Origin of the sequence: Nitrospira defluvii (genome assembly GCF_905220995.1) — a bacterium.
GTDB classification, from domain to species: domain Bacteria; phylum Nitrospirota; class Nitrospiria; order Nitrospirales; family Nitrospiraceae; genus Nitrospira_A; species Nitrospira_A defluvii_C.
The window spans coordinates 579,292-597,453 of record NZ_CAJNBJ010000001.1 but is presented as its reverse complement, the minus strand read 5'-3'; the positions used below and the strand labels follow the sequence as shown (position 1 = coordinate 597,453).

The 18,162-nt window shown below is 59.6% G+C and carries 20 protein-coding genes and 1 pseudogene; 14 read left to right on the top strand and 7 right to left on the bottom strand.

The genetic code is table 11. The features are described from left to right. Nucleotides 1-35 precede the first annotated feature (35 nt). From KJA79_RS02870 to KJA79_RS02840, 7 genes are all read right to left on the bottom strand, one after another. Nucleotides 36-1,865, bottom strand: coding sequence for a GAF domain-containing sensor histidine kinase (locus tag KJA79_RS02870; protein ID WP_213040490.1), 1,830 nt, complete (start codon nt 1,863-1,865; stop codon nt 36-38). 441 nt (nt 1,866-2,306) lie between these two features. After that, the gene (locus tag KJA79_RS02865; RefSeq protein WP_213040489.1) at nt 2,307-2,765 is read right to left on the bottom strand and encodes a phage holin family protein; all 459 of its coding nucleotides are present in this window, start codon (nt 2,763-2,765) and stop codon (nt 2,307-2,309) included. Nucleotides 2,766-2,771: 6 nt separating this feature from the next. Then, complete coding sequence (locus tag KJA79_RS02860; RefSeq protein ID WP_213040488.1) at nt 2,772-3,092, bottom strand: DUF5666 domain-containing protein; 321 nt, start codon at nt 3,090-3,092, stop codon at nt 2,772-2,774. Between the two features lie 24 nt (nt 3,093-3,116). Then, nucleotides 3,117-3,734 (bottom strand): c-type cytochrome, encoded by a 618-nt coding sequence (locus tag KJA79_RS02855; RefSeq protein ID WP_213040487.1) that lies wholly within the window; start codon nt 3,732-3,734, stop codon nt 3,117-3,119. 107 nt (nt 3,735-3,841) lie between these two features. Next, nucleotides 3,842-4,651 (bottom strand): carotenoid biosynthesis protein, encoded by an 810-nt coding sequence (locus KJA79_RS02850; protein ID WP_213040486.1) that lies wholly within the window; start codon nt 4,649-4,651, stop codon nt 3,842-3,844. Nucleotides 4,652-4,829: 178 nt separating this feature from the next. Next, nucleotides 4,830-5,813, bottom strand: a complete 984-nt coding sequence (gene hpnA, locus KJA79_RS02845; RefSeq protein ID WP_213040485.1) for a hopanoid-associated sugar epimerase — start codon at nt 5,811-5,813, stop codon at nt 4,830-4,832. Between the two features lie 89 nt (nt 5,814-5,902). Continuing rightward, a complete protein-coding gene (locus KJA79_RS02840; protein WP_246507381.1) occupies nt 5,903-6,793 on the bottom strand; it encodes a polyprenyl synthetase family protein in 891 nt (296 codons plus the stop codon). 422 nt (nt 6,794-7,215) lie between these two features. Here KJA79_RS02840 and KJA79_RS02835 point away from each other — a divergent pair, with 422 nt between their 5' ends. The 14 genes and pseudogenes from KJA79_RS02835 (at nt 7,216) to KJA79_RS02775 (ending at nt 17,852) form a co-directional block, all read left to right on the top strand. Next, on the top strand, nt 7,216-7,536 hold the full coding sequence (locus tag KJA79_RS02835) for a nucleotidyltransferase family protein (RefSeq protein ID WP_213040483.1): 321 nt from the start codon (nt 7,216-7,218) through the stop codon (nt 7,534-7,536). Beyond that, complete coding sequence (locus tag KJA79_RS02830; protein WP_213040482.1) at nt 7,523-7,864, top strand: HepT-like ribonuclease domain-containing protein; 342 nt, start codon at nt 7,523-7,525, stop codon at nt 7,862-7,864. The genes KJA79_RS02835 and KJA79_RS02830 overlap by 14 nt, the downstream gene beginning before the upstream one ends. Nucleotides 7,865-8,246: 382 nt before the next feature. Continuing rightward, nucleotides 8,247-9,848 (top strand): site-specific DNA-methyltransferase, encoded by a 1,602-nt coding sequence (locus KJA79_RS02825; protein ID WP_213040481.1) that lies wholly within the window; start codon nt 8,247-8,249, stop codon nt 9,846-9,848. 2 nt (nt 9,849-9,850) lie between these two features. Further along, nucleotides 9,851-10,147, top strand: a pseudogene (locus KJA79_RS23275) (ORF6N domain-containing protein); the annotation flags it as partial. A 45-nt stretch (nt 10,148-10,192) separates the two neighbouring features. Next, nucleotides 10,193-10,444 (top strand): hypothetical protein, encoded by a 252-nt coding sequence (locus KJA79_RS23270; RefSeq protein WP_246507379.1) that lies wholly within the window; start codon nt 10,193-10,195, stop codon nt 10,442-10,444. After that, entirely contained in the window at nt 10,441-13,122 is a 2,682-nt protein-coding gene (locus KJA79_RS02815; protein WP_213040479.1) for a DEAD/DEAH box helicase, read from the top strand. Before KJA79_RS23270 ends, KJA79_RS02815 begins: the two co-directional genes overlap by 4 nt. Nucleotides 13,123-13,276: 154 nt before the next feature. Then, a complete protein-coding gene (locus KJA79_RS02810) occupies nt 13,277-13,459 on the top strand; it encodes a hypothetical protein (protein WP_213040478.1) in 183 nt (60 codons plus the stop codon). Continuing rightward, on the top strand, nt 13,456-13,743 hold the full coding sequence (locus KJA79_RS02805; RefSeq protein ID WP_213040477.1) for a type II toxin-antitoxin system RelE/ParE family toxin: 288 nt from the start codon (nt 13,456-13,458) through the stop codon (nt 13,741-13,743). Before KJA79_RS02810 ends, KJA79_RS02805 begins: the two co-directional genes overlap by 4 nt. A 152-nt stretch (nt 13,744-13,895) precedes the next feature. Further along, a complete protein-coding gene (locus KJA79_RS02800; protein ID WP_213040476.1) occupies nt 13,896-14,180 on the top strand; it encodes a hypothetical protein in 285 nt (94 codons plus the stop codon). Further along, nucleotides 14,177-14,512: a hypothetical protein gene (locus tag KJA79_RS02795; protein WP_213040475.1), complete on the top strand. Its 336-nt coding sequence runs from the start codon at nt 14,177-14,179 to the stop codon at nt 14,510-14,512. Before KJA79_RS02800 ends, KJA79_RS02795 begins: the two co-directional genes overlap by 4 nt. Before the next feature lie 169 nt (nt 14,513-14,681). Next, on the top strand, nt 14,682-15,056 hold the full coding sequence (locus KJA79_RS02790) for a hypothetical protein (protein WP_213040474.1): 375 nt from the start codon (nt 14,682-14,684) through the stop codon (nt 15,054-15,056). Nucleotides 15,057-15,310: 254 nt separating this feature from the next. Then, on the top strand, nt 15,311-15,940 hold the full coding sequence (locus tag KJA79_RS02785; RefSeq protein WP_213040473.1) for a hypothetical protein: 630 nt from the start codon (nt 15,311-15,313) through the stop codon (nt 15,938-15,940). A gap of 154 nt (nt 15,941-16,094) precedes the next feature. Further along, the gene (locus KJA79_RS02780) at nt 16,095-16,745 is read left to right on the top strand and encodes a hypothetical protein (protein ID WP_213040472.1); all 651 of its coding nucleotides are present in this window, start codon (nt 16,095-16,097) and stop codon (nt 16,743-16,745) included. Between the two features lie 45 nt (nt 16,746-16,790). Beyond that, nucleotides 16,791-17,852 (top strand): hypothetical protein, encoded by a 1,062-nt coding sequence (locus tag KJA79_RS02775; RefSeq protein ID WP_213040471.1) that lies wholly within the window; start codon nt 16,791-16,793, stop codon nt 17,850-17,852. Nucleotides 17,853-18,162: the final 310 nt, after the last annotated feature.

Genomic DNA, 18,162 nt, shown 5'->3' with positions numbered 1-18,162 from the left:
CGCTGTGACGTGGTCGTCCAGAAGCAGTTGAAAGATTAGGATGCGGCGGTGGGGCGGCGCGGAGGGCGGCGTCCGCGTCCTCGATAGCGATGTGCAGGCCCTCGGCTGACGCCGGGCAGGCGAATGGTCACGGTGGTTCCCTCGCCGGGCGTTCCGGCAATGCCGATGCTCCCCTGATGTTCTTCGACAATCTTTTTCACGGTGGCGAGGCCGAGGCCGGTGCCGGACCGTTTCGTGGTGAAGAACGGCTCGAACACCTTGTCGACATGTTCCGGGGGGATCGGCGCACCATTGTTCTTGATCAGGATCTGGACTTCCAGGTGCCGTCCGGCCCGCTGGTTGCTCATGCTGATAGTCAGGATGCCGCCTGGCGTCATCGCCTCGATCGCATTCTTGAAAATACTGAGAAAGACCTGCTGCATCTTGGCTTCATCGGTTCGGACCGGCGCAAGGACGCCAGGATACTCCTTGACGACTTGAATGCGGGTGGCTTCGAGCTCCGTCGCCACCACGGTCAGGGCGTTTTCGACCATTTCCGGGACGCGGCAGAGGCGGCGATTGAGGTCCAGCGGCTTGGCGAAGTCGAGGATCTCGTTGAGGATCGCCTCGATACGAATGAGGTCGCGCATGGCGTTTTCGACACGGGTTTGCGGGTCGAAATCGAGAATGCCCTCCGCCGTGACTTCTTCCAGTTGTGCGCGAATCGACCCCAGCGGTTCCCGAATTTCCGTGGCGAGGAAGGCGCTGAATTCGCCGATGGCGGCCTGCCGTTCCTGTTTTCTGATCACGGGCTCGGCGGAAATCAGTGTAGGGGTGCCGGCCTCGGCATCGGGCGCGCCTTCGGTTTTGGTTGTCCCGGTTGCTGCAGGAGGAGCGGCTTGTAGTAACTCGACCAACTTGAGGTTGATCGGTTCGAGCAAGCGGGCATCGGTCACAGCATATCGGTCTGCTTCCTTCGAGGCGAGGGTGATGGTGCCGCCGACTTGGCCGCGCAGGAAAAACGGCAGGACCAACGACGACTGAAACCGGTCTTTGTACAAGTGCTTGTGATCGAGGAAGCGCCCTTGGGTTGAGGCCAGATCATGGTCGACCCGGGGTTTTCGATGGCGCACCACCCATCCGGCGGCCGACGCATCGAGCGTGAGGCGCTGGCCGGCTTTGAGATCTTTTTTCTGATCCTTGGGATCGGTCTTCTGTTCTCCGGCGATGCCGAGCACCTCGACGTTGCCCGCGAGCGGATCGTAGGCGCCGATCCAGGCGCGGTCGAACGCCAGGGTCTGGTTGAGCTCATTGAGCAGCACGACGATTTTGCCCTGAATCTCCGGGGTTGCATGCGAGGTCGGCTGATTATAGGCATCAGGGGCCGCGACGATCGGTTGCGGTTCCTGAACCACCAAAGGACGACTCAGCAGCACATTCAGATCGAAGAGGTTGTCCCGTTCCAGCGCCTTCGTGATGTCGTCGCTGGTCTGTTCCAGCATGGTCTTATCTTTTTTCGCAAAAACGGCATTGTCTTTCCGTCCGATGACCAGGAAGCCGTAGGTACGGTTGCGATGGCGGAGCGGCACCCCGAGTAGGGATTTGGCGCCCGGCGTCACCAGACGAAGCCGCAACGTGCGCGAGACCTCAGCGTCGTTGCTCGCAGGGATGGCTGTCAGCACTTTCTGCGAGGAGAGCGTGCGGACGATGGATTGGACGTCGCGTGGTGTGAACCCTCGATGAATCTGCGTGGTCAGCGGCCCCTGCTCCTGGTGAAAAATCGCCACCAGGGCGGCCTCGGCCGGCAATCCGTTGAGCACGGAGGTCAAGGTGCGTTGAAGATGGGTGTCGGCTGCGGCTTTCGCTGATTCGGCTGAGGGACTCATCGACCTCTATGCATGATGCCGACGAACCGGCAGGGGGATCTCGATGGCCCATCGATACGCATCGCGCTGATCGTGATGCGATAACCCGCTGCAGGTTTGACGCATGGTGCTCGTTATAGGTGGTGCGCTCTCCGCGGTGAAGATCGAGCGTCGGGGCGCATTGTAACAGTCGGCCCACACTAACTCAAGAAATGCCGCATCCTGCGCGCGACGTTTTTCACGAGCCTGCTGGCAGGTTGCAGAACAACTCGATCTTTCCATCAGCGTGCGCACTGAGATCTACGTCCCGTCTCGCGTCAACTCACACTGCAGGATGTGCAACAAGGCCGTCCGGTAAGGCCCCGGCGAGCGAAGGGGCGCATCGTACCCTTGCGGTACGGTGAGCCGCTGAGGCGGCCGAGTCTCGCGAGAACGCCGTTGGCGGACTTTCCCCGCATCCCGCTAGTCGGGGTTGATGATGGTCGGCGGACGGTGTGGACGGTGGCTTGTCTCCACGCGGCTGTGTTCCACGACGAGCAGCATATTGAGCAGGCTGCTGACCAGGCTGATCACGAGGGCGCCCCAGAACGACGCGCCGAATCCCGTCACCGTAAACCCTTTGACGAGGGCGGCCGTCACTTGCAGTAAGAGTGCGTTGATGACGACCATGAACAGGCCGAGCGAGACCACGATCAGCGGCAATGCCAGCAGGTAGAGGAGCGGGCGGATGAGGGTGTTGAGCAGCGTGAGGACCAACACGGCGGCCATGCCGGCGCCGAGCGTCTCCGACTCGATGCCGGGCACGATGGTCACGGCCAGGAAGACGGCGAGGCCCATGATGAGCACCCGCGTCACCAGCGGACGGAGGCCCTCACCGCCAGGACCATTGTGCCGGCTATGCGACAATTGAAAGACGCGCATGGAACCTTACTGGGCCGCCTTCGGCTGCGAATCGGAATAATGGACTTCCGTGGCTGTCAGGCCGTCGGCCCCCTTCTCCGCCTCAACCACCACCCGGTCTCCCACTTGCGGCGGGCTCTTCGGGCGGCGAAGGTTGCGGACTTTGTACTGCGTTTTGTCGGTGAGGCGAACCGACACCACCTGGCCCTTGGGCGTTTTCACCTCAATGTGCGTGGAGTCAATGGCCGCCACGACGCCGAGGACATGTTGTCCGCTGCCGTGGGCGGCGACGAAGGCCGGAGCGCTGAGAAAAAGCAGTGCGGCAAGCATTAGTCGAAGGAATGTCACGGGAAAGGTCCTTTCGTTGGTCCATTAATGGCGGTGTGCGCCGGTCGCGCCGGAGGCGGCGGCATCGTCTCCGCCGAGGAACTGGTCGATCATCGATTCTTCTTGTAACTCTTTCTTCGTTTTGGGATTCAGAGTCGCCATTTCCTGCAGTTCTTCCTCGGTAATGCTGGGCAGATGGCGAATGAAATGCACGAGTTCCCAGCTCCCGCGGTCTTTCGCGGGGTCGCCGGTGCCCCAGCCGGGCATGGCGGTGAACCGAATGCCGTTCTGAATGATAAAGAACAGCTCGCCGTCCGACATCGTCTGCGTATCGGGGAGGCGGAGATCCGGCGACTTCGGGTAGACATTCTTTCCGATCACGGTGTCGCCGCTGCCGTTGTTGGCATGACACGAAGCGCAGTGGTCGGCGAAATGGGCCCTGGCATCCTTGAGCAACTCCTGAGTCAGCGGCAACGGGTTACGGAGCCGCCGATTTTCGTAGGGAATGGCCAACTGGCGGACTTGCCGGGCGATCAGCACCTCCAGCTCGTTCGGTTCGGCTTTCGCGCTGAATCCGGTTGTGTAGGATTGGTACCCGAACCACCCCAGCAATCCTAAGGTGGCCAGGAATCCAAGCATCAGCAGCACGCAGATTTTTTTCATCCGCAGCACACCCCACAACGCGACCACCAAGCCATTTTCTCACTATACAGACTCAGTCGAATGAATGCCAACCGAAGCGGGCCTTTCGGGGAGGAATGCGGGCGCTCTTAGTGTGAAGCTGGTGCAGGGGTGAGCAGACGTAGGAGGAGGATGGCGGTGACCGGCACATACATCAACAGGCCGGTCGTGCCCTGGAGTGCCTCACCGATCCAGAAGGTAACGGCCAGGTTGAAGATCAGCACGCCATAATAGAGGCCCACGCCCAGCAGCAGCCGGTGTGTCGTCGAAGGCGTCTGGGGCGGAAGCGCGGCGGCGAGGCGTCGGTCGAGAGGAAAGTAGATCAGCAACGAGATGGCGCCGACCACCGCCCACCCGACGTAATTGGCCATGGGTACGCCATAATGCACGCCCGGGTCCGGGTAATAGTAGATTTTGCCGAGGAACCAGCGGTCGCCGCGCAGCGCCACGGGATCGATCACCATGTCGATGAAGGCGAAAAACAGCACGGTCAGGATGAAGACCGGCCACGAAGTTCGGTCCCCGAGCGCAAACGACAGCCGGGGCAGCCGCAGGCCTGGTTCCCGGGAGCCCGACGCCATCGGGAGGAGCAGCAGGAGGGCGAGGCTATAGCTGGCGAACAGGAGGAACGAAAACGAGATCGAGTCCATGAACGGAATATTCGAGAAATAGAGTTCTTGGCCGACCGTGGATCCGTTGTAGTGGTACCAACCGAAGGGAATGCCGTTACGTGTGGAGGAATATTCGCAGACGAAAGCGGTCATCCAGCTGATGAGCCAAAACCGCCAGGTCCGCGGCCAGCCGATCGATGCGATGGCGGAAACTAGAAAGGCCGCGAGAAAGGCAAAGACGTAGGGGCGTAACCAAATCGTTTTGAGAAACAGAAAGAGGAATTCCATCGGGTACGTCGAGGATGCTCAAAAAGGTCTTTCAGCAAGGCCGCAGGCGCTGGCAAGACCGGAGGTGTCCCAGTTCTCACCCAGCCACCCCGAGCTGCCGAGACAGCTCCTTCCCCGTGGCTACGTTGAGGATCTTGCCGAGCCGAGAACGCAGCTGAAGGCCTTTTTCAGCATCCGATCATGCGTAGCCATGGTCGCGAAACCACCGCACCGCCTTCTCCAACGCGACGTCAACCGGTGTTTGGGGCAGGCCCAGTTCGCGGATGGCCTTTGAACAGTCGTAATGCATCTTGTACTTGGCCATCTTCACCCCTTCGAGCGGGATGCGGGGTGGCACACCGGTCAGGTTCGAGATCCATTGATTTGCATAGGCCAGCGGCAGGATGGCCAGTCGCGGCAGTTTCACGGAGGGCGCGTTCACGCCCGTGATCCGGCTGAGGATCTGAAAGACCTCGTTCAGCAACAGATTCGTATGGCCGAGAATGTAGCGTTCACCCTGACGGCCTTTCTCCATCGCCAGCAGGTGGCCCTGCGCGACGTCATCCACATCGATCAGGTTCATGCCCGTCTCGATGTATGCGGGCATCCGGCCCTGCATGAAGTCCACGATGATTTGGCCGGTGGGCGTCGGCTTCACGTCTGCTTCGCCGACCGGTGCGCTGGGGTTGACGATGACGACCGGCAGTCCTTCCCGCGCCAGTTTCAGCACTTCTTGCTCGGCGAGATATTTTGATCGTTTGTAATGGCCAGCCATCTGTTCCAGCGAGACCGGGGTGTCTTCCGTGCCGAGCCCTCCACCGGGCGGCAAGCCGATCGCGCCGATGGTGCTGCAGTAGACCGTCCGTTCGATGCCGACCTCGCGGGCCGTTTCGAGCAGCGTTCTCGTGCCGGTGACATTGATATCGTAGAAGATGGCGGGATCTTTGGCCCAGAGGGCGTAATGGGCCGCCACGTGATAGAGCTGCCGGCAGCCGCGTAGGGCCTGGCGAAGGGAGTCGCGGTCACGGAGGTCTCCGTGCACCTGTTCGACCGGAAGACCGGCGAGGTTCTGCAGATCGGCGCCCTTGCGGGAGAGCGTCCGGACTTTCACGCCGGCCTTCACCAGCGCGCGTGCCACGGCCCCGCCGACAAATCCTGTCGCTCCGGTAACGAGGGCTTTCATGACGAAGAGCTGATGGCCAATGGGCGATGGCCGATGGCCGAAAGGGAAACTGTCAGACTATCAGCCATAAGCTATCAGCTGTTGGCTCTTCAGTTTTTCCGCGCAGTAATGTAGCGCGCGATCTCGCGGAGCGGGTCGGCTGAAGGCCCGAATGTGTCCAGCCGGCTGATGGCGCGGGTCACGCAATCGTCCGCCAGTTTGCGCGCGCCCTCGACGCCATAAAACGTCGGATAGGTCTTCTTCCCGCGCTCCGCATCGGTATTGGGATTCTTGCCCAGCTCCTCGCGCGTCCCGGTGACATTCAGCACATCGTCGGCGATCTGGAAGGCCAGGCCGATGTCCTCCGCGTACCCGGTCATGTCGTCGAGCTGCCGATCCCTGGCCCCGGCGGCGATGGCGCCCATGCGCACGGCGGCGCGGATCAGCATGCCGGTCTTATGCTTGTGAATGTTCTGGAGCGTGGGGAGATCGATGTCCTGATTTTCGGCTTGAATGTCGAAGACCTGACCGCCCACCATGCCCATGTTGCCGGATCCGTAGGCCAGCTCCTGAAGGATGCGTACCTGCCGGATGGCGTCACAGCCCTTCATGAGCTCGGGCCGGCTGATGAGGTCGAAGGCCATGGTCAGTAGTGCGTCGCCGGCCAGAATCGCCATCGCTTCGCCGTACACCTTGTGATTGGTCGGTTTGCCCCGGCGAAAGTCGTCGTTGTCCATGGAGGGCAGGTCGTCGTGAATCAGAGAATAGGTATGGATGAATTCCAGCGAACAGGCCACGGCCATCAGCCCAGGGGGTGTGGTGCCGACGGCTTCGGCTGCGGCTATGGTGAGGATCGGTCGGACGCGTTTGCCGCCCGCCATCAAACTGTAGCGCATGCTCTCGTGGAGCGTCGTGGGCGGCGTCGTCGCAGGGGGGCTCACCTGATCGAGAAAACGGTCGACTGCCAGGCGATTCTGTTCGAGGTAGTCCTTGATGTTCATGGATGAATACAGAGTCTTGATGATGAGTGGATGCGAACCGGCGGAGAGTAACAAAAGGGTGAAAGGGGTGTCAATTGAGAGGGGGTGCCCCCACAAGCGGCTCCTCGCTCGCAGAGTGCGCACCAAGAACAATCATCAGCTGAAATATAGGGCGGTGCTCGCTCGATGCGCGCGGTAGAGCCACCTGTGGGTGCCGCCCCTACCTGGGAAGGAACGAGCGAGCTTGGTGGGAGCATTCTAGGTCGCGGAACGCGCACGATCAGAATGTGCGCTTCCGATGCGCGCAGTGAAGAATAGGCCGGTTGTTCCCGGGCGGGGAGTGAGAAGCCGGGTGCCGCAATGAAGGCAGGCACAGATGCCTACACAGTTGATTTCCCTGCCTGGAAGGGGTATCCCTCAGATAAATCTATCCAGGGTGTACCATGAGGAAACACATCCAAATCCCTGTTCCGCAAGACCGCGTTACTTCGTTTTGCCGAAAATGGAGCATCGCCGAGCTGGCGTTATTCGGCTCGGTGCTACGGGACGATTTCCGGCCTGACAGTGATGTGGATGTCCTCGTGACGTTTGCGCCGGGTACCCACTGGGGTTTTGAGCAAATGCTCGATATGAAAGCGGAGCTCGGGGAATTGTTGGGACGTCCGATCGATCTGGTTGAGAAGCAACTGATAGACGAGAGTCCGAACTACATCAGACGAAGGCACATTCTGACTCACATGGAAACCATCTATGTGGCGGGATGATGCGTATCTGCTCGATATGCTGATCGCGGCAAGGCGTGTCATTGAATTCCGTGCCGATCTGACATGGGAGCAATTCCGGCAGAGCGGCCTGCATCAACATGCGATTACCAAGGCACTGGAAAATATCGGAGAGGCTGCCGGCAAGGTCTCTGAAGAAGCCAGGGCCAAGTTGCCTGCAGTCCCCTGGAAACAGGTGATCGTCATGCGCCATCGCATCGCACACGACTATTTTCGCCTCGACCTGTTGCGAGTCTGGGACATTACCCTTCATGATGTTCCTGCGCTGATCGCGGCGATCGAACCGCATATTCCGCCGGAACAGCCCTGAGCCGCTTCCTGTATCGCACCTCTGCCGGACACGGCCTACTGGGCGTCATGTCCCCTCTATCATGCCATGCTGAAACAGCGGGCCGGTCCACGAGCGGCGAGCCGGCGGCTTCGGTCTGACGAAGTCTTGCCTCGCTGCTGTAGTGGGCGGGACTCCGGCGGCGGCTCTCCCAGGCCCCTGCATGAGATGTGGAGAATTCCGATCCGCCTCTGGCGGTCAGGCCTTGCTCGGATTCCCGCCTCACACACCATCGGACCTCGGCCGCAATGGCCTGCAACGTCCGCTCACCGCTTCGTCGCTCTGAGGGCGATTGGCCGACGCTCCCGTTGATTTCCCTCATGGAAAAGGGTATCCCTCAGCGGCGTCTACTCATCGGGAACTTATGCCCACACTGAACTGGATCGGGAAAGAGGCGGTGGTGAATCACCACCAACAGGTGCCGTTTCACTTGCTGAAGGATGTGCCTGATCTCGCCTGCGGCGAGCCGGGCAACGGCAATCTCATTGTGCAGGGTGACAACCTCGTGGCGCTCAAGGCGCTGCTGCCCTATTACGCGGGCCAGGTGAAGTGCATCTACATCGACCCGCCGTACAACACGGGTAATGAGGGCTGGGTCTATAACGACAATGTGAACAGTCCGGTCATTCGTGAATGGCTCGGCAAGGTTGTAGGCAAGGAAGGCGAGACGCTCGATCGTCACGACCGCTGGCTCTGCATGATGTATCCGAGGCTGGCGCTGCTACGACAGTTTCTTCGGGAAGATGGCATTATTTTTGTCAATATAGGATCGGATGAGTCTGGCCATCTTTGCGTATTACTCGATGAGATCTTCGGTCCTCGAAACCGTATTGCAGTTGCGGCTTGGGAGACTGCGTATACGGCGAATCAGACGGCAAAGCATATTTCCGAGACCACCGATTTTATTTACGTGTACTCGCTGAACTTTGATAGGGCGACTGTGGGAAAGTTCAATCGGAGTGAAGAGCAACTTGCAAAATTCAAGAACTCAGACAATGACTGGCGCGGCCCATGGAAGTCTGAAAACTTATCTGCTGGAAAGTTCTATGCGGCGGGTCAATTCGAGATTACTGGTCCGACGGGCAAGAAATTTTCTCCTCCGCCGGGTCGCTATTGGCGCTGTAACGAAACGCAATTCAAAGCGTGGTTAGCCGATGGCCGCATTACATTTGGGAAAAATGGCACTGGCCGACCAATGTTAAAAAAATATCGCGATGAAATTCTTAACGGGCTCACGCCGACCACATGGTGGAAGCACGAAGATTTCGGAACCGCCAAAGATGCAAGTATTGAATTGAAAAGTCTTTTTGGCGGTGATGCTATCTTTTCCACGCCGAAGCCGACACGCTTGTTAGAGCGGGTGTTACAAATCGCCACTCAGCCAGGGGACCTTGTCCTTGACTCCTTCGCTGGCTCAGCAACTACAGGACAGGCCGTGTTGCAATTGAACAAACAGGACAGTGGCGGCCGCCGCTTCATCCTTGTGGAGATGGAGCCGAAGATCGCTCGCGACATTACCGCCGAACGGGTACGGCGGGTTGCTCAGGGCTACAAGAATGCGAAGGGGGAGCAGGTGGAGGGTCTCGGCGGCGGGTTTCGTTATTGTGAATTGGGTGAGCCGCTGTTCGATGAGAGCGGCAAGATCCGTGAGACTGTGAGCTTTGCGGATCTCGCGCGACACGTCTATTTCACCGAAACGGGCGAGCCGTTGCCGCGCGGGCGGGTGACAAAGTCGCCGTTCCTCGGCGAGTGTTGCGGCGTGGGGGTCTATCTGCTCTACAACGGCATACTCGACGACAAGAGTGCTCAAGGCGGTAACGTGCTCACGCGTTCTGTCTTGGCACAGCTCCCGAAATTCGACGGGCAGAAGGTGATCTATTGCGCTGGCTGCCTGCTTGGGAAAGACCGGCTGCAGGCGGAGCGGATTCTGATCAGGCAGACGCCCTATGAGATCAAGGTGAGCTGATTATGCCTTCCCGAAAGCCCGCCTCTATTCATGAATCCTTGGAGCCGCTGATTCTCGTGGCCAGGGACCAACGAGTCATCCTCGATGCAGATTTAGCCCGGCTCTATGGAGTGACGACAAAAGCGTTCAATCAGGCCGTCAAGCGCAACACCGACCGATTTCCTGAAGACTTCGCGTTCCAACTAACCAAATCGGAGACATCGTGTTTGAGGTCACAAACTGTGACCTCAAGGCAGAAAACCAGTGCAACTCAAGAGGATAACGGTAACCCATCGCAATTTGCGACTAGCTCTCGAGGCGGACGGCGCTATCTCCCGTGGGCGTTCACCGAGCATGGTGCCGTCATGGCCGCGAACATTCTCCGAAGCGAGCGGGCGGTTCAGATGAGTATCTTTGTGGTGCGCGCGTTCGTCCGTTTGCGAGAGCATGTTGCTGCCAATCAAGCCATTCTGAAGCGGTTGGCCGAGATCGATCGCACCTTGCTTGAACATGATTCGGCGTTGCTCGATGTCTACGAGAAACTGTTGCCGCTGTTGCAGCCTCCACCGGACGACCCGAAACGCCAGATCGGATTTCACTCAAAGGGGAAGGCGTGATTACGCTCAAGGACTACCAGGAGCGGGTGTTGGAGTCGCTACGGGACTTCTTCCGCCTCACTGCCCAGACTACGAAGCCGGATGCCGCCTTTCGGGAGGTCACGCGTCGGTTTGGTGAAGGCGCGCCCTACATTCCGGTTCCAGCTGCAGGGCTAGGGGCGGACATGCCCTATGTGTGTTTGCGGGTGCCGACCGGCGGCGGCAAGACCTTGCTCGCCTGTCATGCGGTGGGGCTGGCTCAGCGCCAGTTTATGCGGGCTGAGCGAGCAGTTGTACTCTGGCTGGTGCCGAGTCATACGATCCTGGACCAAACGGCGGATGCGCTACGCGATCCGCGCCATCCATACCGACGGGCGTTGGAACTCGCCTGTGGGGCGGTCGAAGTTGTGACCATTGACGAGGCATTGCATTTGTCTCGGGCGGCTGTGGATGGGCAGACTGTCGTGATCGTCTCCACCATTCAATCGTTCCGGGTCGAGGACACGACCGGGCGCAGGGTCTATGACCAGAACGGCGCGTTTTCCGAGCATGTAATGAACGTTCCTCCCGACCGCCTTGCGGATCTTTTTCCCGGTGCGGACGGGAAACCCAAACCGTCTCTTGTGAACGCGCTACGGCTTCGGCGACCGATTGTCATCGTGGATGAGGCGCACAATGCCCGGACCGACCTGTCTTTTGCGACGCTCGGCAACGTCTTGCCCTCGTGCATCGTCGAGTTTACGGCGACACCGGCGCGTGAGAAGACTCCGTCCAACGTCCTGCATCGTGTCTCGGCGGCGGAATTAAAAACGGCGCAGATGGTAAAGTTGCCGTTGCGGGTTGTCACCCGACACCCAAGTCAGCGGGACCAACTGCTGGCGGAAGCCCTCACGCTTCGAGCCGATCTGGAAAAGCTCGCCGTTCTGGAAGGGCAGCAGACGGCCGAATATATCCGTCCCATTCTCCTGATTCAGGCCGAGCGGGTCGATGCCTGTGAACCGCTACGTGACCGGTTGGTGCGCGAGTTCGGGCTTTCCAAAGACGAGGTGAAGATCTCCGTCGGCCGGCTCGACGAACTCAAAGGGGTGAAGGATATTGCCTCGCCGAAGTGCCAGGTTCGGGTGATCATCACGGTGGAGAAATTGCGTGAGGGGTGGGATTGCCCCTTTGCCTCTGTGCTCTGCAGCTTGAAGGAAACCTGGTCGGCCACGGCGATTGAGCAAATTGTCGGGCGCATTCTTCGGTTGCCGGACGCCAAGGCGAAGCAACATCCTGATCTGAACTGCGCCTATGCCTTTTCTGTCTCGGATTCGATTACAACGGTGTTGGCGGAACTGCGCGAGGCGTTGGAACACAATGGGTTCACGAAGGCAGAGGCCGAACGGATCATTCTTTCCGTGCCGCAAGGCACGCTGCCGCTCAGTGTGCAACCGCAGACTGTGACCTTCGCACCGACCGAGATCGATCCAACCCTTGCTCAAGTGCAGGAAGCCGCGCTCGCGGGAAAGGTACGCATCGATGCCGCAGCGGGCACGATCACGATCGTTGTTCCGCTCGATCAGGATGATACCGACCGGGTCAAGAGTTGTGTCTGCACGCCTGAAGCAAAAGCCATGCTGGAAGTGGCCGTTGAGGCAGTGAGTCAAGCGGAACGGGCTTTCGGCGGAAGCGGAAAGCCCAGAAAGCCGTCGCCGTATGAGCAGCAGGTAGACTTTCTTGTGCCGCTGCTCTGCTTTGCCGAGAACGGCATGCTGTACGAGTTCGAAAGCACCTTTTTGCTCGAACACCCCTGGAAATTGAGCGAGAAAGATGCGTCGTTGCCCGCGGCGTATAACCCGCTGGCTCGTCCGTATGGAAAGGTTGGGGTGATCGATGTCGGACAGAAGGGCGACGTCCAGACGACGCTCATGGGCGATACCGGCGATGCCGATTTTGTCGGCACGCTGCACCAACAGATGTTTCAATTCAGCGGTCAAGATGACTGGTCTGTAGAAAGGCTCGTCGCCTGGCTGGATCGGGAAATCGATCACCACGACATTCCCGTCGGGGAATCGGCAGAGTTTCTTCGGAAGGTTATTCGTGGGCTGACGGCGAAGTATGGCATTGCGGACATCGGTATTCTGGCGCTCGATCGATTCCGGCTCCGCGATGAAATTGCGGCGCGTATTCAGGAACATCGCGAAGGTGAGCGGAAGGCGTCATTTCAAATGCTGCTCCTATCCGACTCACCGCTCACGGTGACCGAAGCGCGCACGATTAATTTCAAGACCATGGGCTATGAGCCGAGCCGCGTGTATGAGGGCGGCTTTCAGTTTCAGAAGCATTACTTCGGACCCAAGCCCGGTGAGTTGACGGAAAAGACGGCCGAAGGGCGGGTCACAGAAGAGTTTCAGTGTGCGCAGTTTCTCGATGGACTTCCCCAGGTGAGGTTCTGGGTGAGAAATCTGGTTCGCAAACCCACGTCATTCCGGCTGCAAACCTCCAAGGACTGGTTCTACCCGGATTTTCTGTGTCAACTGAAGGATGGCCGTACGCTAGCTGTTGAATATAAGGGGAGGCACCTCTTCGACGGGATCGATGCCGAGGACAAACGAGCGATTGGGGCGATCTGGGCTTCTCGAAGCGGTGGCCGTTGTCTGTTTGTGATGCCGACCGAGGGCGACTTTTCGGGTATCGTGGGAGCTCTGCAGGGACAATGAGCAAACCCACCGTACCGTGCTTTCGAGTCCTTGCCGGGAAGATCGGAGCCATGGGCCGGTAACTTGGCGACTGACTGATTGCCGAGTCTCTGTTTACTGGTTGACCACATGTTCCAAGTGGCTTAGAGTGCCACCATACGAAGGGGTGCCGACTTTGAGTGCTCAATCCGCCAAGCAGAAGATTATTCAGGCAGTCGAGCGGTTACCCGACGATGCCACGCTGGAAGATGCGATCGAACGGCTTTGTTTCCTCTCTAAGGTAGAGGAAGGCCTCCGTCAGTCGAATGCCGGCGAGACTGTCCCCCACCAGGACGCTATTCGGCAACTGCTCGGATGACGCTCATCTGGACTCGCCGTGCTATTGCCGACGTTCAAGCGATCAAACAATTCATTGCTCAAGATTCCCCTCACGCAGCCCAATTGGTGGCGCAGCGCCTTGTGGCTGCCGTGGACCGCTTGACCCTGTTTCCCGAATCAGGGCGGATCGTCCCCGAGCTTGCCGATCCACAGATTCGCGAAGTCGTGCAGGGCTCGTACCGTATTGTGTATCGCCTTCTGGGGCAACAAGCGCATATCCTCACCGTCCATCATTCAGCTCGTCTCTTTCCTCTGGGGCAATAGGGACTCACCCGCTGGCCCTTCACTGCGCGCATGGGACGAGCACATTCTGATCGTGTGCGCGGTCTGCGAGCAAGAAGGGACGCCAGGTGGGGCCCTCCTTCCCCCCTTCCCTCCTTGTTTTTTCTTCGATCCCTTCGCTATACTCCCGCGTCATGAGTATTCGGAAGGCCGGTGGTGACTGGGAGCCCATGTTGCTGGGGATTGAACCCCGCAGTTGCAAGGTCTGCCAGCAGGGGCTCTATCGGGATAAGACGATGTTTCGCGGCGGCTGGTCGCGCTGCAGCGTGTGCGACGAATTCGTCCATTATAGTTGCCTCGCGAGCGGGAAAGTCAGTTTCCTGAAGCAACGTCCCCGAATCTGTAAGAGCTGTCGGACGGCCGAGGAGCAGGCAAAGCAGGCCGTTCCGTCCAGCCACCCCGCACCCGTCGGGTCATGACGCTCCTCCTCGATCCGCAACAACGTTCGGCCAGGCCCGCCTGGCACGTCTTCTTTTCTCACACCCTTCGGTATGTACTCGCGCCACTGTTATTTGTCTCCAGCGGATTCTTCACGGCCAATTTCATTGTGAGCGGCCATTACACTTGGCCTCGCACGAGCCGGGTCTTCGTGTTGACCCTGACCCTGCTCATTCTCGCCTATGAATTCATTTACAAGGACCGCACTATTCAGTCGAATACTCCCGATCGGGCGTTCAATGGGGTGCTGTATTCTTGTATGATTCCGTATGCCCTGGGTGTGCTGATGATGCTGGGTCTGGCCAAACTGTAGTGTCGTAAAACGCAAGACGTGAATCGTGGCCGGGCGGACTGAGAGCGTGTCGCTGACGGCCGAGGACCAGACCAGAGGCTCGGTGCTGGGGTTGGGCGACGAACGACGCTTCACGCGCGACGAACGAATTAGGGACACAGCGTATCGGTTGGTCTTGCAATAGGTGACTATGGCACAACGGTTTCAAAGCGGGGCATTCGTCCAACAGTGTTTTGCCGTTCATCCCTTGTGTCTCTCGTTGAAGCGGATCGATGACCAGGGTCGGCTCGTGGTGGCCTGCACCTCCTGCCGCATGATGCATCTCATGACGGCCGACCAGGTCGTGGGCCGGGTCGCGGCTGTGCCGCTCGGCGGCGAGGTGGACGGTCCGAAAGTGATGCCCACGGCCAAAGAATCGCTGGAAAGCTGTCTGCGCGCCCATCCTGTGTCTGTGACGATCAGGGAATTGGATGTGATCCGCGACATGGTCGGGTTACGCTGCGGGGAATGTCGGCGAATGTTCGATCTGGAGGTGTCGGCGTTTGAGTCCCTCCAGAAGGCGTAGCCGGATGCTGAAACGTTCCGCCAGCTGCGTTCTCGCCTCGACAAGATCCTCAACGTACTCTCGGTGCAAGAGCTGTCCCGGCAGCTCGGGGTGGGTGGGTGAGAACTGGTACGCTTCCGGCCTTGTCGTCGTCTGCGGCCTTGCTGGACGATCCGTTTGAGCATCCGACGAGACAATGTTCATATGTCACCCGCGTAGTTGACCACTGAATCCACCCCCTATCAGCATCATGCGCCTTCAATCGATGAGTCGGAATGTCTCTCCCGTTGGATAAACGGTCTCTGACGCTCGCTGAGCTCGCGTTGGTTGCGGACGGGGAACTGTTCCGTTCCAAGGAGCGGGCGATCCTCAAGGTGCAGGCCCTGTTGGCAACCCTCCAGGCGGGATTACGGGAGGATCTGGCAGGGACGACGTTGTTGTTGCCTCCCGGCTTTGATCCGGCCAAGGCGCAGTCCGTGAAGGGCGAGCGCCTCGAACAGTGCCCCTATCAGTACCTGGACTACCCGAAACATTTTCTGGGCGACGACAAGTTCACCTTTCGATCCTTGTGTTGGTGGGGCCATCACCTGGTGTTTGCGATGATCGTCGAGGGCGGGCAGGTGAAGCAGTGCAAAAAGAACTTTTTTGACCGCTTCCACCAGCTGGCCGGCCATGGACTGGAGCTGTCACTCGCCCCCACGCTGTGGGAGTGGAAGCGGGGCGAGGGGTATACGCTGCCGATTACGCACGACCGGAAGGCTCAATTGGCCGCGGTGTTGTCCGGGCGGGCCTGGTTCAAGATTGCCCGGTTTGTGCCTCTGGATTCCCCTGCCCTGCGCGAGGGGCACCTTCCGGAACTCGGTCGCGACACCTTCCGGAGCCTCCTGCCTCTCCTGATTCCCTGATCCGGCCTGTCCGGAGTGGTTACATGCCTGCCATCGGTCATCGGCCATCAGCTCCGGTTCTTCGCTCCGACTCGTTCTTCTCGTTTGTCATCCGGCCGGGACTTGGGTAGACTGGGCGCGTTTGCGTACGCCACATACTGACAGGGAGGCATGTGTGATTGCACAGGGATGTCGAATCGCGAGTCAATGGTGCCTGGCGGTGGGATTGGCGCTGCTCTGGGGTTGCGCCGGAACCGGGGAAATGGTGTCGGTCAATGTGCAACCGCAACAACCGTTCGTGCAGAGCGGCCAGCCCGAGCCGCTAAAAATCGTCATTGAGCCGTTTGAGGACCTTCGCGCGGACCGGTCGAAGATCGGCCAGCGGACCCACCTGGGCGGTGGCGTGACCAACTTCAATGTCACCGGCGGGTCTCCCGGCGTGACGGTGGCCGAAGCCTTGGCCGAAGCCTTGCGGTGGCGCGGGTGGAATCGTCGCGGCTGGGATGCGCGCGTCGTGCAGTCGGGCGTGGGGGTGTCGGGCGCGGATATCGTCATCGGTGGAGAAATTCTGAATTTTTCGGCGAACGCCAAGAGCCGTGTGTTCAATACCAAGCTGACGGGTGAGAGCCGACTGGTCATCAAGGTCAAGAACCTCGCGGATGACAGCAGCACGCAGCGGAATGTTCAGGGCGAACAGACGAAGCTGGTGTTCTGGTTTACCAGCGAAGATGTGGAAACCCTCATGTCCGGTCTCCTGCAGGACGGCCTCGAGCGCTTCATTGCCGATACGAAAATCGAGGGTCGGGGCCTGAAGTCCGTCAAGTGAGGCATCCCCGGCTCCAAAGCGGCGCGCAACTCGGGGAGGGACGTTGTGCGTGAACGGCGGTGGGAAACCCCCGGCCGGCTGACCTTTCAAGAGGTCCTCGCAGTCGGGGAGCGCCTCGCAGCCTTGGGGCTGAAACCGGCGCATCCCGCCAAGGACGTCATTTGCTACGTGGAAGACTGGGCGGTCGACTCTCCCGAGGCCTTCGACCTGCTCGACCATTGGGCCACGGAAGATGTGACCCTGATCCACATTCGCGAATCCTGGAAGGGCGACTTTTTTCTGTTGGCGGGCGGCTACCACACCGTCTATCAGCGCTACCAGGATGTCGGGACCTACTGCTCCATCAGTCACCCCTGGCGGACCAGGCCGGGGCTACGATTCCATCATCCTGTCTCCATGTTCTGGCTGGGATTCCGGCACAACCATGCGTTCATCCGCGTGCGTCTCCATACGCAAGAGGTCGTGACACCGGGGGAGACGCGGGAGGATGCACAGCGCACCGAGTGGATCGATGAGCGCAGGGCCATCTTTCTCGATGCCATCGCCACCTTGGAGTTGCCGGTTGAGACGTCCGTCGACAAGGATAACGTGGTATTACGCCCCTCAGATCCTGCGACGCCGTTTTTCTGTTCCTGGCCCGACGCCTTCGGACCCTGCCAGTTTGAGTACAACACCCTGGATGCCTATGAGTTTCTGGTGCCGGCCAGCCGGTTAGCCGCCACCTTTGCGCCGCAGCCGGTCGGGGTTCGGGCTTATCTCACCGGGTTTTCCGAGCAGGCATTGGAGGCGTTTGCCGCGGTGCAACCCGGCGCTCGCTCCGTCTACCGCTGTTCCGTGCATTGCGCGCTGGGGGAATTGCCTGAAGTGTTGACCACGATTGAGCCGCAAGGGCGTCTGTATAGCACGCTGTGCGAATTTCAAACCCAGGACCTGATGCCGGAAGGGGCCGACGCGTCGGCGATTATCGGGATTGTCGGAGGGGCCGGAGGCTTTCAGCTGGAGGCGCGGCTCAATCGGGCTCCCTTGGCCGAAGAACACATGGCCGGGTGGTTGGAGCGACTCTTGGGGATGTCGGTCGTGTATGCTCCGCTACCCCCCTTCATGTAATCCGGCAGCTGAACAGGGTCCCCAGCTGCGTTCTCAGGTCGAAAGAATCCTCGACGTACCGCAAAGGGTACGCCTCCGGTTCTTTCTCCCTTGCGGCCTTGCTGGATGACCCTGTTGAGCTGCCGGATCCGGGACGTGAAAGGTGGTTTCCGGCGGCGTTCTCGCTTCGTTCAAGGACTCGACGTACCAGACAGTGTACGCCTCCGGTTCTTTCTCCTCTGCGGCCTTGCTGGATGACCCTGTTGAGCTGCCGGTGTAGTCATGAATGCCGGGAGATTATTGTGCCTTGCCACATGTAGTCGCCCCTAAC